The organism is Nocardiopsis alborubida (assembly GCF_012396365.1).
GTDB lineage: Bacteria > Actinomycetota > Actinomycetes > Streptosporangiales > Streptosporangiaceae > Nocardiopsis > Nocardiopsis alborubida.
The window spans coordinates 77,521-90,316 of the sequence record NZ_JAAXPG010000002.1; the positions used below are offsets into that span (position 1 = coordinate 77,521).

The 12,796-nt window shown below is 65.0% G+C and carries 15 protein-coding genes; 4 read left to right on the forward strand and 11 right to left on the reverse strand.

What is annotated here, in order from left to right:
* Window positions 1–61: 61 nt before the first annotated feature.
* From HGB44_RS02560 to HGB44_RS02590, 7 genes are all read right to left on the reverse strand, one after another.
* A complete protein-coding gene (locus HGB44_RS02560; protein WP_061079999.1) occupies window positions 62–1,300 on the reverse strand; it encodes an AAA family ATPase in 1,239 nt (412 codons plus the stop codon).
* Window positions 1,301–1,584: 284 nt separating this feature from the next.
* Window positions 1,585–2,613, reverse strand: coding sequence for a hypothetical protein (locus HGB44_RS02565; RefSeq protein ID WP_061079998.1), 1,029 nt, complete (start codon window positions 2,611–2,613; stop codon window positions 1,585–1,587).
* 99 nt (window positions 2,614–2,712) lie between these two features.
* Window positions 2,713–3,663 carry a hypothetical protein gene (locus tag HGB44_RS02570; protein WP_061079997.1) on the reverse strand — a complete coding sequence of 317 codons (951 nt, stop codon included), beginning with the start codon at window positions 3,661–3,663 and terminating at the stop codon, window positions 2,713–2,715.
* A gap of 441 nt (window positions 3,664–4,104) precedes the next feature.
* Window positions 4,105–4,365, reverse strand: a complete 261-nt coding sequence (locus HGB44_RS02575; protein WP_061079996.1) for a hypothetical protein — start codon at window positions 4,363–4,365, stop codon at window positions 4,105–4,107.
* Between the two features lie 12 nt (window positions 4,366–4,377).
* Entirely contained in the window at window positions 4,378–4,617 is a 240-nt protein-coding gene (locus HGB44_RS02580; RefSeq protein WP_061079995.1) for a hypothetical protein, read from the reverse strand.
* On the reverse strand, window positions 4,614–5,198 hold the full coding sequence (locus HGB44_RS02585) for a DUF4326 domain-containing protein (RefSeq protein ID WP_168443902.1): 585 nt from the start codon (window positions 5,196–5,198) through the stop codon (window positions 4,614–4,616). The genes HGB44_RS02580 and HGB44_RS02585 overlap by 4 nt, the downstream gene beginning before the upstream one ends.
* 392 nt (window positions 5,199–5,590) lie before the next feature.
* On the reverse strand, window positions 5,591–6,118 hold the full coding sequence (locus tag HGB44_RS02590) for a hypothetical protein (protein WP_082768299.1): 528 nt from the start codon (window positions 6,116–6,118) through the stop codon (window positions 5,591–5,593).
* Between the two features lie 413 nt (window positions 6,119–6,531).
* Here HGB44_RS02590 and HGB44_RS02595 point away from each other — a divergent pair, with 413 nt between their 5' ends.
* The 4 genes from HGB44_RS02595 to HGB44_RS02610 all read left to right on the forward strand — a co-directional run bounded on the left by HGB44_RS02595 (window position 6,532) and on the right by HGB44_RS02610 (window position 9,653).
* Window positions 6,532–7,254: a hypothetical protein gene (locus tag HGB44_RS02595; RefSeq protein ID WP_168443903.1), complete on the forward strand. Its 723-nt coding sequence runs from the start codon at window positions 6,532–6,534 to the stop codon at window positions 7,252–7,254.
* Window positions 7,255–7,325: 71 nt separating this feature from the next.
* Window positions 7,326–7,844 carry an ImmA/IrrE family metallo-endopeptidase gene (locus tag HGB44_RS02600; RefSeq protein WP_168443904.1) on the forward strand — a complete coding sequence of 173 codons (519 nt, stop codon included), beginning with the start codon at window positions 7,326–7,328 and terminating at the stop codon, window positions 7,842–7,844.
* Window positions 7,841–9,061 (forward strand): MAB_1171c family putative transporter, encoded by a 1,221-nt coding sequence (locus HGB44_RS02605; protein WP_061079992.1) that lies wholly within the window; start codon window positions 7,841–7,843, stop codon window positions 9,059–9,061. Before HGB44_RS02600 ends, HGB44_RS02605 begins: the two co-directional genes overlap by 4 nt.
* Window positions 9,054–9,653: a phosphatase PAP2 family protein gene (locus HGB44_RS02610; RefSeq protein ID WP_061079991.1), complete on the forward strand. Its 600-nt coding sequence runs from the start codon at window positions 9,054–9,056 to the stop codon at window positions 9,651–9,653. Before HGB44_RS02605 ends, HGB44_RS02610 begins: the two co-directional genes overlap by 8 nt.
* A gap of 393 nt (window positions 9,654–10,046) precedes the next feature.
* Here the strand turns inward: HGB44_RS02610 and HGB44_RS02615 are convergent, their stop codons facing one another.
* The 4 genes from HGB44_RS02615 to HGB44_RS02630 form a co-directional block, all read right to left on the reverse strand.
* Window positions 10,047–10,988: a DNA-processing protein DprA gene (locus tag HGB44_RS02615; RefSeq protein ID WP_061079990.1), complete on the reverse strand. Its 942-nt coding sequence runs from the start codon at window positions 10,986–10,988 to the stop codon at window positions 10,047–10,049.
* 47 nt (window positions 10,989–11,035) lie between these two features.
* The gene (locus HGB44_RS02620) at window positions 11,036–11,596 is read right to left on the reverse strand and encodes a GNAT family N-acetyltransferase (protein WP_061079989.1); all 561 of its coding nucleotides are present in this window, start codon (window positions 11,594–11,596) and stop codon (window positions 11,036–11,038) included.
* Between the two features lie 105 nt (window positions 11,597–11,701).
* A complete protein-coding gene (locus HGB44_RS02625; RefSeq protein ID WP_061079988.1) occupies window positions 11,702–12,160 on the reverse strand; it encodes a hypothetical protein in 459 nt (152 codons plus the stop codon).
* Between the two features lie 85 nt (window positions 12,161–12,245).
* Entirely contained in the window at window positions 12,246–12,719 is a 474-nt protein-coding gene (locus HGB44_RS02630; protein WP_061079987.1) for a hypothetical protein, read from the reverse strand.
* Between the last annotated feature and the right edge of the window lie 77 nt (window positions 12,720–12,796).

Below are 12,796 nucleotides of genomic sequence, written 5' to 3' on the forward strand. Positions count from 1 at the left end.
GGGCCGCCAGCGGGAGCGGGGAGCGGCTTCAGCCGCTCCCCGCTCCTCGGTGCAGCCTCGATCAGAGGAATGCCGACAGGACGGGCTTGGCCGCGTTGGCGACCGGCGCGTCGATGTCCAGGAAGGCTTCCAAGTTCTGGCGGTCGACCTGCTGGCTGGTCACCATCTCGATGAGGGTGCGGGTGTGCTCCGGCTCGATCCGGGTGGCGGTCTGCGCCAGCTGCTCGATCAGGCGGGCGTTGTCCGAGTTCTCCTTGAGGGCGTACAGCAACGCGCCAGAGATCTCTTTCTCGGTGAGCTCTTGGATCTTCTTGGCCAGATCCGTGACCGTGCCCGCGGCCTTGAGCTCGGCGTAGCAGTTCGGCTTCGGGACGTTGACCCGGTTGACGGCGGTCGGCCCCGAGTTCGAGGCGAGGTCCTCGGCGATGGTGGCCACCACCTGGGTGGTGAACATGGTGTCGCCGGTGTAGGCCTCGATGATCTCGTTGAGCTCGGAGGTCTCGCGCCCGCCGATCTGGACCGGGGTCGCCAGATGGCTGGCCAGGTCCTGGCGGTCGGCTGCGTTCAACCACCTCGACAGGTAGTCGATCGTGCGCGGCGTGGTGAGCTGGTTCATCTCCTCGCCACCATCGAACAGCTCGGCCATGGTGACGTTGCCGTCGTCGTCTTCGTCCTGGCCATCGGCAACGATCGCGTTCGGCGTGGACTTCTGGAGAATCAGCGCCGGGTACTGCGTGAGCACCTTCTTCACCCACGGGTTCAGGTTCGGGATGACAGACATCAGGGTCGAGGCGTCGGGCTCCACGTGGAAGATGGCGAATCGGGACAGGCTCGCCTCGTCCAATGTGGTGACGTTGCCCTTGTCGTTGCCAGCGACGACGATGCGCACGTTCTTCGGGAGTTCGACATGGCCCATGCGACGCAAAGTCACCAGGGTGAGCGCGCCGGAAGTCACATCCGAGGTCGTACGGTTGATCTCGTCGAGGAAGAGGATCGGCCATTCGCGAGGGTTGGCCTCGGCGTAGTCGATCACGTCCTGGATGACCTGGTGGGGGTAGAAGACCTGCTTGTAGCTGTCGGTGCCGTCGGCCTTGACATAGGGCACGAGACGCGCGCCGGTGAGGTCGGCCTTGTCAGCGAGCTGGTTGCAGGGCAGGACGAAGGCTTTGGTGTCCATGCTGTAGGCGAGGTCCTCGACGAAGGAGCTCTTGCCGATGCCGGGCTCACCCATGAGCGCAGGTGTCGCGCCGACTTCGAGAGATTGCCGGACGAGCTTGGCCAGGGTGTCGTTGAACTTCACAGTGAATTCCTTTGATCATGGGTGAAAGGGGCTTCTTGGGCCCTCGGGACGGGCGTCGCGAGCAGAGGACCGGAGGCAGAGCACGGGCGTTCTCGGATCACCCTGCGCAAATCACGTCAGCGGCTGGCGGGGGCCATCGAGCCGCTCATGACGGGTTCGTCTCTGTGATCGAGAACGAAGACCTTTGCCGTGAGGCGGTGCGGTCCTGCCCCAGCACCGCCTCCATCCCCGGATCGCGTTTCGCGATCCAACCCCCGCCTCGGGCAAAGCCGGGCCAGCAGCGTTCAGGCAGTACCGATGGGGCGCTCCTGCGCCCGTGCCAGTCGATCGGCGACCAGTGAGGCCGCACGATCGAGCAGATAGGGCCGCCCGTTACGCGTCTCCGTGTGCTTCGCCCGCTTGGGCAGCACCTCGATGGCGGCGGCGTAGAGGAGCCAGGCCTGGTCACTGGCCGAGTAGCTCGTCTGCCTCATCCCGGCATGGAGGTTCATCGCCTGGACCTGTTCGGCGTAGAGCGTGCCGAGGACGGAGAACTCCCAGCGGGAGCGGTCGTGGTCGAAGTCGGACAGATCCTTGCGCCGGTCCTTGGAGCCGACGACCGCCGCGGCGACGATGTCGTGCGCACCGGGGATGTCGGGCATGTCCTCATCGGTAACGATCTCACCGGCGGACCCGGCGGCGCCGGCGCGGGCGTTCTCGGCCAGGTCGGCGTAGAGGTCCTCAAGCGAGGCGAAGCGGGTCGGCGGCCGGTCATCCTCGAGCCCTGCGGCCACGGATCTGCGGGTGAAGGTGATCCAGTGGTCGAGCAGGATCTCGAACCATCCGTTCCTCTGGCGTAGGACGCGCTTGTGGGCGGCGTGCGGGAAGTCGTGGAGGTTCTTCGGCCGCGGCATGACTAAGTGGTATCCGCGCCCCGACATCGAGGTCTCCGCCCAGAGGACGCCGGGTAGGCGCAGTAGGTCGGCCGCGAGGTCGGGCGGGCAGTCGGGCTCGACATCGACGACGACGACTCCGTCGCTGTGCGACTGCAGGTAGTAGGCGTGGTTGGCCGCGTTGGGCAGGGCGGCGACGAGCTCGCCAAGGCTCATCAGGCAGGTCGAGTCGAGGGCGAAGGCCCCGCGCAGAGGGCCGTCGTGCTGGCACCCGGGACGACAGCCCTCGAGGAAATGGCGGACGTCGATCGGTGCCTTGTGCCCGGAGTCGGGGTCGTCGCCGAGCCGTCCGGACACCGTCCAGCGCCGAACGGGGGCCAATGTCTGGATGGTCAAGTTGGTGTAGAACTCCGGGAAGAGCGTGAGCGGATCGACGGTCACATCAACGCCTTCGTGTGTTGGTGGGTCAGAGGGAAGAAAGACGAGACCCCGCGCTGGTGCGCAGAGCGGGGCCTCGTCGATCGGCCATGGCACGTCCGCTCAGCCGTTGTAGGCGATCCCGGCCTGGGGCTGGGACTGCTGCGGGGCCCAGGGGCTGCTCGGGTCCGGAGTCCCGATGGCCGAGGCGACGTCCTTGGCCGCCTGGTTCTCGGCGCGCAGCCTGGCGTTCTCGGCCTCGATGCGGGCGAGCTTCTGCTCGGCGGTCTCCTCGGCCTGGACCGAGGAGGGCTGCGCCTGCTGGACGGCCTGTGGCTGGGCGACGGGGGCCGGAACGACCTGCTGCGCGGACGGAGCCGGCTGGGTCGGGGCCTGCTGTACCTGACCGGCCGGCTGAGGAGCCGGGAAGGACAGGCCGGAGGTCTTGTCGACCTCGGTGCCCACGGGCTCGGCCCCACCGACAGGGGTGGCTTCGTTGGACGGCACGGCCTGCATCGGCTGAGCCAAGGTGATGCCGCGGGCCTTCAGCTGGGACTCGTCGACGCTGCCGGGGGTGTAGTAGCGAGGGGCCTCGTTGACGAGCACGTGAGTCAGTCCCAGACCGCGGTTCTCCTGGTCCCTGGCCTTGTACACCTCGAGGACGAGGGTGACGTCGAGCCCGCGGGCGAGCTCCTGGCCGCTGAGGTCCTGGACGAAGCCACCCTCACCGGGGATCCCGATGCTGGGCAGGTTGTTGCCCTTGGAATCGATCGAGTAGCTGAGGCCGTCCTCGGGCTTCTTCTTCGAGGTGTAGCAGCGCTCGGCGACGTACTGCTCCTCGAGAGTCGGGTTGTCGGGGTCGGCATAGATGACCTGGGCACCGCCGCTGATGGTGGCGGTGGTGTACGGGCTGGTGATGTCGTACTTCATTCCGGCCTGGCGGCGGCGGACGTTGGCCTGCGCGAGTTCTTTACCCTCGATGCGGCGGGTGAGCCGGGCGAAGGCGAGCTTGCCCCGGATGGTGACGACGGAGCCCTCGGTGAGCTGGTCGGCGCGGACGGTGTTGTTAGCCATGTGCGATTCAACTTTCTGCTGGTTAGCCAGCGGTCAGACGCGCGATGAATCCAATGATCATTCAATGCTTATTAGATTCATCTATGATACAAGATCAGTTCGTGTATGAGTGGATACGGGAATGGCCGACCTGATCGCGGTCGTGCGATCCGGTCGGCCGATGGATGAAGCGGGTCCGGTTGTGGGAGTGCGGCCTCAGCGCAGTGCGTCGAGCGCTCCGCTCAGGGTTCGGAGACGCTCGATCTCGACTTTCATCACGTCGTCGTCGGGTGAGTAGTCCTGCGGGAAGTCGAGCGTGCAGTCACCGAGGGGCTTGATCCACGCGGTGACGACAGCGACGACTCGTCATCGATCTGCTCGAGCGCGTGCACCGTGATGCCAGCCTGGGTCGCGGAGACCGCCAGATCGGGCTCATCCCTGGGGCCTGCCCCCGTCATCTGGCTACGGCGTCGGGGTCTGGACGTCGAGCCATGCCTGCATCGCCTCGAGGGCGGTGGAGACGCCGTCGCGCTCGTCGAGGCGGATGAGATCGGTCCAGCCGATCTGTGTGAGCGTCGCAACGTCGAACTCGCCACGGCTGGCCTCGGTCACCTGGTACAGGCCGGAACCGGCGACCTCGTAGATGGTCAGGCCGGGCCTGTTCGTTTCACAGGACCGCTCGTACTTGACGGGCAGTTGCGATGCGCGGAGAGGGAGGGTCATGAGCTACTGCTCCTATCGGTCGAAGATATCGAGGACGATCCGCGCCACCTGATCGTGGGTCTTGGGCGCTCCGGTACGCAGGTCCTCACCGGACGCGACGACCTTGGCGCTCGGGCCGTGTGTGAGCCGGTAGCCCCACAGGCCGCTGTAGGAGCGGCCGAGGGTGCCGCCGCCGATCTTGTAGACCCCGACTTCGCCGTGCCTATAGGCGATGGTGAGCTCAACGATCTCGGGGTCGAAGACGCCGGTCATGATGCGAGGGCCTTCTTCTTGACAGCGTGGGCGAGCTGGTTGTGGACGGCGGCCATGCGTACGGCAGAGCCGGAGCGGGCGCGGATCCAGTCACCGATGACGGCGCAGGAGTTGCCGACCATCCAGCGCATGGGGCCGGTCGCCTCGAGAACAGTGCCTGTGGGGCCGGGGTCGGTGACCCGCAGGAGGAACCGGTGGAGCTGCCCATGGTCGTCCCAGACCGTCACCCGCAGCCAGAGGCCGGGGGCGTCCACGGCCGGAACGTGGCCGGGTCGAAAGGTCTCGAGGTGGGCCAGGGTGAGCAGCACTCCCCCGTGGCAATACCCGGCGGGGCAGGTGCAGACCAGATCGCGGCCGGCGAGCTCGCCGACGTGTTCGCGGATCCACCGCGCGCGTTTGTCCGGGGCGTGGAGAACCCACTTGTCCCACTGCTCGACGATGTCTTCGCGCGTGCCGTCGCGCCGGGCCCTGAACGGGGTCGCCCATGGCGATCCGGGACCGATGTCGACGGCGTCGGCGGGCCTGTTGCGGTCCTTGATCCGCCAGAGGCGGCCCGGCGCGTGCAGACGGGCGATGGTCATGGGGACCTCCTGGTCGATCATGGGAAGCGGCGAGCGGTCGGGGTTCGCCCCAACAGCTCGTCACCCGGGACCGACGTGAGTCGGTCCGGCCCCTGCGCGCCGAGATGGGAGACCCCCTTGACGAAGACGACCCCTGGGCCGGTGGCTCCAGGGGTTGAGGCCTGTAGGCGTAAGGTCGGGCTCACGCGGCGGCCGCGAAGTCAGCCAGGGCCTGACGGTCGGTGAAGGCCATGACGGGACCGGTGGGAACCCGAGGACGGCCTTGATGTGGTCATAGGCGGCCTTGCCGACAGAGACGTCGGTGACTCTTAGTCCACGTCCTCCTTGAGCCCGCTGTTGCCACCCAGGTGGTACTTCGTGGCCGAGCACTGGGCGCAGCCGGTCAGGGTCTCCTAGGAGTCGCGGGTCCCCCGGTCCTCGTCCGGGGGCTCTGGGGAGCCGAGGATGAAGCCGCGGGCTTCGCCTGCGTCGAGCATGTCGGCGAGGTGAGCGAGGACCATGGCCTTCTGTGTACCACGACGATCGGCGATGGGATCGTAGCCGCGGAGGACCTCCATGTCGATGATCCAGCCTTCCTCGGCGTCGGCGAGGGCGGCGAGCTCGGAACCGGCGCGCACGTCCAGCCCGGTCACGAGGTGGTCGAACTCGGGGGTGAGGTCGAGGTGCTGGCCCGGTTCGTCGGTGTAGAGGACGTCGCTACCCGCCCGACGCCCCTCGGCGTCGAAGGCCGTAAGGAAGTCCCTGTCGGCGCGGGCGATGTTGTTGACGTGGACTGCGACGACCGCCTCGTCGTCGAAGAAGTCGGTGATGGCGAGCCTCTCGAGCGTGCGGGTCCGGCCCTGGTGGCAGGACAGGAGCCGCTTGGCCTCGGCGAAGCCGGCGAAGTCGTCTCCATTGGAGGTCGGGGGGTGGGCTGTCATGATTCGAGGTCTTCCCACAGCTCGCCGCCCACCTTAGCGCCGATCGTCTTAATCACCAGGCGAGTGGTCATCACGGGGTCGGCCCTACTTCTGCCGCCGACGTGTCGCAGAGGTCTTCGGCTTCGGTCGCGTCTGCTAGCCGTGGCCCTGTGCCGGCTGAGGCACCTGTGCTCTCCGGCGACTGTTTCTGGTGTTCCGGTCGAAGGGGTGGTGGAGGACATGCGTTCGACGGTAGATCAAACTTAGCTAAGTTTCAAAGAACTTAGCTAAGTTTTTGGGCAGACTGGCCAAGCACGGTGCGCACCCTGGAACCACCACTGGGGCAACCGGCCATCAACCCCATCTACACCGCGGGGTCGACCAAACTTGTGTGCAGATAGTCAAACTTAGCTAAGCAGCGGTACCCTACAGCCATGACCAACGGCAGCCCGCCACCGTCGCACCACTCGGCCAACGTAGCGGCAACCAACCTCAACAAGCACCTCAACACGGCGCGAGAGACACAGCAGATCTCCTGGAATGCCTTCGCGAGAAAAATCGGCATTAGCACTGTCGCATTCACCAACATCCGGTTCGGTCGCTCCAACCCGCACCAAAAGACCATTAAGCGCATCGAAGAAGCTGCCGGATGGCCAGCGGGAGGGTACAAACTCGCCCGACAGGACAAGGACCCCATGCAAGGCCAAACCCAGAAACCCTCCACCCTATCCAGCCGTCTTAATTTCCTCCTTAAGCGCGCGCCGACGATAGACGGAAACGAGCACTCCCCCGAACGAATCTCCAATTTCCTAAAGGATAGAAAAAACATCGACTACAGCGCCCAAGAAATCTATGCAATAAGCGAGGGGGTCACAACAAGTGTCCCCGATCATATTCTTGAAGGAATTGCCGAGTATTTCCAGATCACTAAAGGTGCGCTGTACTTCCACGATGACACGGTGGCGAAAGAAGTAGAAGCCGAGACAAATCTCCTTCACGCCATAAAAGACAAGAATGTCCAGAGAATCGCAACACGGATCGCTGGACTCTCCGACCGGAGCGTCGAACCACTTATGGCCATGATCGAAGCTGCGGCCGAGGTGGCACGGAAGAACGAGGGAATATCGCCCGAATTCGGAGGTGATGATAAAGACTGAAGAGGAGCGGAACGGGAGACAAATCGACCTCACCCCTCCCCCAGGGTGGGCGCACATCAGGGAGGGTTAACTTGTCCGTCAGCGACACCAGGCTTCGCCGCCGCTGCGCCAAACTCCTGCGCCAGATTACTACTGGCGAGGTCCTTGACCTCGACGGACTTGTCGCGAGAATCGCCGCATGGCGCGGTAGGGAAATCATTCTCCTGCCGTTCAACTTGCCGGCAGGGACTCCCTGTGGACTATGGCTCTCCCTGAACGGCAAGGACGTCATTTTCTACGACAACAATACCTCAATTCTTCATCAAAAACACATCATCGCGCACGAATTAGGACATATTGCGTTCGATCACAACAAGGGCGAGAATTCTGTTATCGATAGCCAGGTCGCCATTGACCTATTCCCCAATTTCAGTCCTGAGTTCATCATGAAAGCCCTTGGGCGCACTCACTATTCGTCGGAAGTCGAACGTGAAGCGGAAACATTCGCTACTGTCGCCATTCAAGGGTCTTCCAGGTCGGACGAAAAGCTAAAAGCAGGCGATGCCGCCACCGAAAGGTTCACTCGGGCAGTCGAAGATGGGATCCTGTGAACGAGCTCCTCACCCTCGCCGTCATCCCTGTCGTCATCATCGCGATCATCCACAAGTCCGTGCAGTTCCACAACAACCCAGCCAACCCTAGGCTGTTCGCCGTTCGAATCTACATGTACATCGCCATCGGGGTCGGATTCACCCTCGGGTTAAGTCCCGCATACACATTCCTCGGCGATATCACAGGCGTTCCCAACATCGCCCAACTCTGCAAGCACATCATTGGGATCACCTCCATTCAATGCGTACAGTTCTTTCTGCATGCACTAAACGACCCTCAAAAATCTACCGCAAGAGCTAAGAAACGCGCTGCGTTCACCATTCCCATCATCGGGGTCATGATCGCCGCATTCTTCGCCGCGCCGAAGGAAACGCCGGAGCCGGAACATTTCCTCGCCGTCTACGCCACCGCGCCCGGCATGGGCTTGTACATGGTCTGCTACCTCCTGCTTTTCACGATCGCCCTCATCGACCTCGTCCAGATATCGCTCCGCTACCGCAAACAAGCGCGGCGCCCCCTTGTCCGCGCAGGCGCCACCTTCCTCACCACCGGATTCGCACTCGCTTTCCTCTACGTCCTTACCAAAGCCAACACCACCGCAGTGCTCCTCAACCTCATCGATCCCGTCTTGCCGACGAACGACACGCTCAGCCACGCATTGCTCGTCGCCGCCGTCGTCAGTGTCATCCTCGGCGGTACGATCCCTGCGGCCCTGACACTCGCCCGCTGGCCGCGCAGGCTTCGGATCCTCAGGGCTCTGTACCCCCTCTGGCTCGACGTCTACCGAGCCACGCCCGGTGTCGTCCTCAACCCACCCCGCACCCCCTCACGCCCACCAACCCCCAGCCCCGCCAGCACACGAGAACTACTGTTGCGCCGCATTGTTGAGATCCGCGACGGAGCCCGGGAGACCCGCCCGTATCTTGACCCCAGTGTCGTCCGCACAGCGAAAGAAGCTGCCCGCGCCAGCGGTCTCAGCGGGGACGAACTCGCCGCGACCGTCGAGGCCGCTCGACTAGCCGCCTCTCTCCACGCAGCCCGCGACACTGACGCAGTACCCGCCAGCGTTTCCACAATCGAGCCTCTGGCCAACCTCGGTGGAGCCGACCTCGACACCGACGCCGCAACGCTCCTGCCTGTCGCCCTGGCCTACGCCACCAGCCCCATCGTCGCGTCCATCATCCACGAGTACGCCGGGAGAGCCACCTATGCCTGACGGCGGACCAGCCAATGCCATCGCCCGCATAACCACTGAGGTATTCGCGCCTGCATATCTGGCTGTCCTTCTCGTCGCCGCGATCTCGTGGCATTCCGCTGCCACGTGGGTTTCCGCGCTCTTGTGGGCGTTCCATGCGGTGTTCTTCGGTGCCGTCATTCCCTTGGGGTTCATCTACTACGGCATCCGTCAGGGCTGGTGGGGTGACCGACATGTCCGCGAGCGAGCGTTGCGCCGGTGGCCACTGCTAGTGGGACTGGTTTCGGTCGCCGCGGGCACCGCTACCGGGCTGGCCTACGGAGGCCCCCGAGATCTCGCGATCCTCGGAGCCGTCATGGGCGCCTCGCTCGGGGTCATGCTGGTCGTCACCGACCGTCTTGAGGTCAAAGCGTCCATGCACACCTTCGTCGCGGTTATCACCGCCGCGATTGCAACGCTCTACTATGGCGCCATTGGGGCTGGGATCGCTTGGCCACTCGCCGCGATGGTGGCTTGGTCCCGGATCCGGCTCGATCACCACACTCCGGCCCAAGTTGTCGTCGGCGCCCTTGTCGGCGTGGCTGCGACGAGCGTCTTCGTGTGGTCCAGGTAGCGACATCCGCGCTGCCTTCCTCTCCCGAGGGTTTCCCGTCTGCATCGACAGACGACGGTTCGGCAGCGGGCTCTCCGTCGGTGACGTCCCGTGTTCACACTAGGCGGCAACGAGCCCCAGATCCGACCCCTGGGGCTTCTGCTGACGCGTCAGCGCCCGTCCAATAAGTAGGGGGGAGCGATGGTAAAGACCGGTAGGGCCGATCGTTCACCTGAACCACGTCGGCGGGGCCAGGCGTAGTGCGCCGGCCCCGCCGTGAAACGCTGACCCACGCAAAACGGGATCTCATCGGAAGGCCGGTGACCGCGGATTCGCTCTCCCTTTGGCGGATCAAGGAAGGCGTCGTAGGTTCCTATGCTCTCCATTGTCTCTTTATTCAATGGCCATATATGATCATCGATCGATCGCCGCCAGGGCATCGTCGGCATTAGTTACCAGCATGGCGGTGCGCTGCTTGATCAACAGATGCGTGCCTGCTGACGCTGCCGAGGTCGTGGGACCGGGCACTGCACCGACGACACGGCCGAGTTCGTGCGCCTGCGCGGCCACGTTCAAGGCACCCGAGCGCCGACCGGCCTCGACGATCACCGAGGCCTCCGATAGGGCGGCGAGGATCCGGGAGCGGCGGAGGAACATCGTGCGTGTCGGGCGGGTGCCGGGCGCGGCTTCGGTCACGAGCATCCCTCTGCGAGAGATCTGATGCTGTAGCGAAGCGTTGCCCTGAGGGTAGATGATGTCGAGGCCCTGGGGCAGGACGGCGAGGGCGCGCGGCAGCTCGCCGCCGGAGTCAGTGGTCATCAGCGCTCCGCGCATCGCAGCGGTATCGATGCCGAAGCTGGTCGAGGAGACCACGGCGGTGTCCGAGCGGACGAGACCGTGCGCCAACTCTTCGGCCACGTAATTACCGTATTCGGTCGAGGCGCGAGAGCCGGTGACCGTAACGGATTTCTCGACGGCCTCGGCGAGATGACCAGGGCCGGTCATCCACAGCGCGATCGGCGCATCTGCGCCGAGGTCCTTCAGCCGTGCTGGGTACTCGGGCGAGTCGGAGGCGATGAGGCGGGCGTCGTGCCTAGTCATGGTCTCGAGGTCGGCAGCGCCAGCTTCCCAGCGCCCCGTCGAAACGAACGAGCGTCGCAGCTTCTCGACGGCCTGCCTGCCCTCCAAATCTGAAAGGTGCGCCAGGGCCGTCGACGGATCGTCGACGGTCAGCAGTCTCGCCAGCGCGTCGAAACTGCCGGTGCGGGCCAGCACCTGGCTGATGATCCCGTGCCTGTCGAGGTGTGCGAGTCGGAGCATCGTCGCGCGGACGACGGTGTCGGAGGGTGCGGTCATGGTAAGAAGCCTTGTCTGTGGAGGAGGTCAGGGAAGAGGCGGCCGATTTATCGGCGTCGGGCGCGAGAGCGCTGGATCCAGGCCTGTTCGGCAGTTGGAGCGCAGTAGGCGCGCAGCAGGCGCACGGGTACACCCAGGTAGCGGTACCGGTTCAGGGCCGCGTCGATGTCGTCGGGCGCCAACTGGTGCTGCTCGGCGCCCTCGGCCTCTGCGCGTGGGGTCATGGGTAGGACGAGTTCGTCCAGGGGCGGTGACGGGTCGCACACCCGCTGGGCCAGCAGGTCACCCAGGACTGTGCGGCGCCCCGAGATCCGTAGAGGGCGCCCGGTGGTCATGATGTGCAGGTTGCGGGCTGTGTTCCACAGCGCGGTCGCCACCCCTTGGCGGCGCATCGTCGGGGCAACGTAGATCTCGCTGACTTCCCCGGCCTGGTGCCAGCGGATCGCACCGATCTGCTTCTCGGCGATCCGGCGGGCGGCCACCGCGGTCATCGTCATCACCACCCCCGCCCCGGGGCGGCCTTGTTCGTCGCAGGCCAGAGCGAGCAGTTCATGGGTTTGGTCGGGCCCGGTATCGGTGGCGGGGATGTGCACGAAGTACAGGTCCATGACGGGGCCCTCCTTCCTTCGGCGTGCAGGTGGGATCACCACGGGGCCTGGGTGTGCTCGTCCAGCCAGGCAGCGGCCGGGTGAACAGGGGTCGATGGGGGTGATTCAGTCGAAGTAAGGTGCGAAGTGCTCATCGCTGAGGTCGATGTCGACCCGGCGGTCACCGTCGACGACGGTGAACACGCAGCTCTCGTTGGCGCTGGGCTGGAGCGGCCCGCCACGAAAGAACTCCCGCCAGACAGCGATCGCGGCCTCGATCGGCGACATGCCGTCCTGCTCGATGGCCCAGGTCACGCCGTACTCGACCGGGCAGGGATGCGGTTCGGCGGGATCGAGGGGCAGCTGCCCGTTGGGCGGATTCGGCTGCTGGCCGAAGACGGCGGCCCAGACGTTGCGGGCGAACTGCTCAAGGTCGCCCTCGATCGTCACGGCCTCGTCGTAGCTGAGGACGAGGATCTCGTCGTCACCTTCGCCTTCGTACTGGCCGCCGGTCTCCTCGGCGAACTTGTCTTCAGTGGTCTTCGAAACGGTGGGGTTTTGGACGGCCTCGATGTGGAGAGACACAGCTGATTCCTTCGTGGAGTGAGCGAAAGGGCCGGGGCGCAGTCAAAGAGATATTGGAACAACGCCGTGTCGATGTATGGGTTGATCAACCGCGGAGCATGGCGCCGCCACGCTCGAGATCCCCTTCGATATACGTGAGCATTTCGTCGGCGCCGGGGTGGGCCATCACGTAGTGATAGGAGGCCTCGACCGCGGTCATCTTCCAGCCAGCTTCGCTGAGGGCCTCTATCAGCGATTCCCCCCCGGATCCGGCGAAGAACGCCTGGTCGATGGAGAAGCGGCGGACGAAGTTGCGGTTGACCTCGGCGATGACGGCGTCGTAGCACTCGTCGAGGAGCACCGCGCGGACCTGGTCGAAGGTGGATACCCTCTGGTCGCGGATGCGAGCGAGCTGATGATCGACCTGGGCCCAGAAGCCCTCCGGCACCGGCGGGCACCGCTGGTCGCGGCCGGAGCCGAGGCAGGCCCGGCAGCGGTCAGTGGGCTCCTCGCGGGCTCTGGGGGCGTCGGCGGCCCGCCCGGGGTGGTCGAGGCAGTTCAGGCAGATGGGTCCAGGCATGGCAGATGCCCCTTCGGAAAATCATTGGGCTGGTCATCAGGTCTTTCAGCGATGGCCACGGAAAACGGCCAAGCCCG

Bases quoted from the DNA above. Each gene is read 5' to 3' on its own strand.
- HGB44_RS02585 (WP_168443902.1), bottom strand. From the start codon at position 5,198: ATGACCATCGCCCGTCTGCACGCGCCGGGCCGCCTCTGGCGGATCAAG.
- HGB44_RS02590 (WP_082768299.1), bottom strand. From the start codon at position 6,118: ATGACAGCCCACCCCCCGACCTCCAATGGAGACGACTTCGCCGGCTTC.
- HGB44_RS02620 (WP_061079989.1), bottom strand. From the start codon at position 11,596: ATGGACCTGTACTTCGTGCACATCCCCGCCACCGATACCGGGCCCGAC.
- HGB44_RS02575 (WP_061079996.1), bottom strand. From the start codon at position 4,365: ATGACCCTCCCTCTCCGCGCATCGCAACTGCCCGTCAAGTACGAGCGG.
- HGB44_RS02630 (WP_061079987.1), bottom strand. From the start codon at position 12,719: ATGCCTGGACCCATCTGCCTGAACTGCCTCGACCACCCCGGGCGGGCC.
- HGB44_RS02595 (WP_168443903.1), top strand. From the start codon at position 6,532: ATGACCAACGGCAGCCCGCCACCGTCGCACCACTCGGCCAACGTAGCG.
- HGB44_RS02610 (WP_061079991.1), top strand. From the start codon at position 9,054: ATGCCTGACGGCGGACCAGCCAATGCCATCGCCCGCATAACCACTGAG.
- HGB44_RS02570 (WP_061079997.1), bottom strand. From the start codon at position 3,663: ATGGCTAACAACACCGTCCGCGCCGACCAGCTCACCGAGGGCTCCGTC.
- HGB44_RS02580 (WP_061079995.1), bottom strand. From the start codon at position 4,617: ATGACCGGCGTCTTCGACCCCGAGATCGTTGAGCTCACCATCGCCTAT.
- HGB44_RS02615 (WP_061079990.1), bottom strand. From the start codon at position 10,988: ATGACCGCACCCTCCGACACCGTCGTCCGCGCGACGATGCTCCGACTC.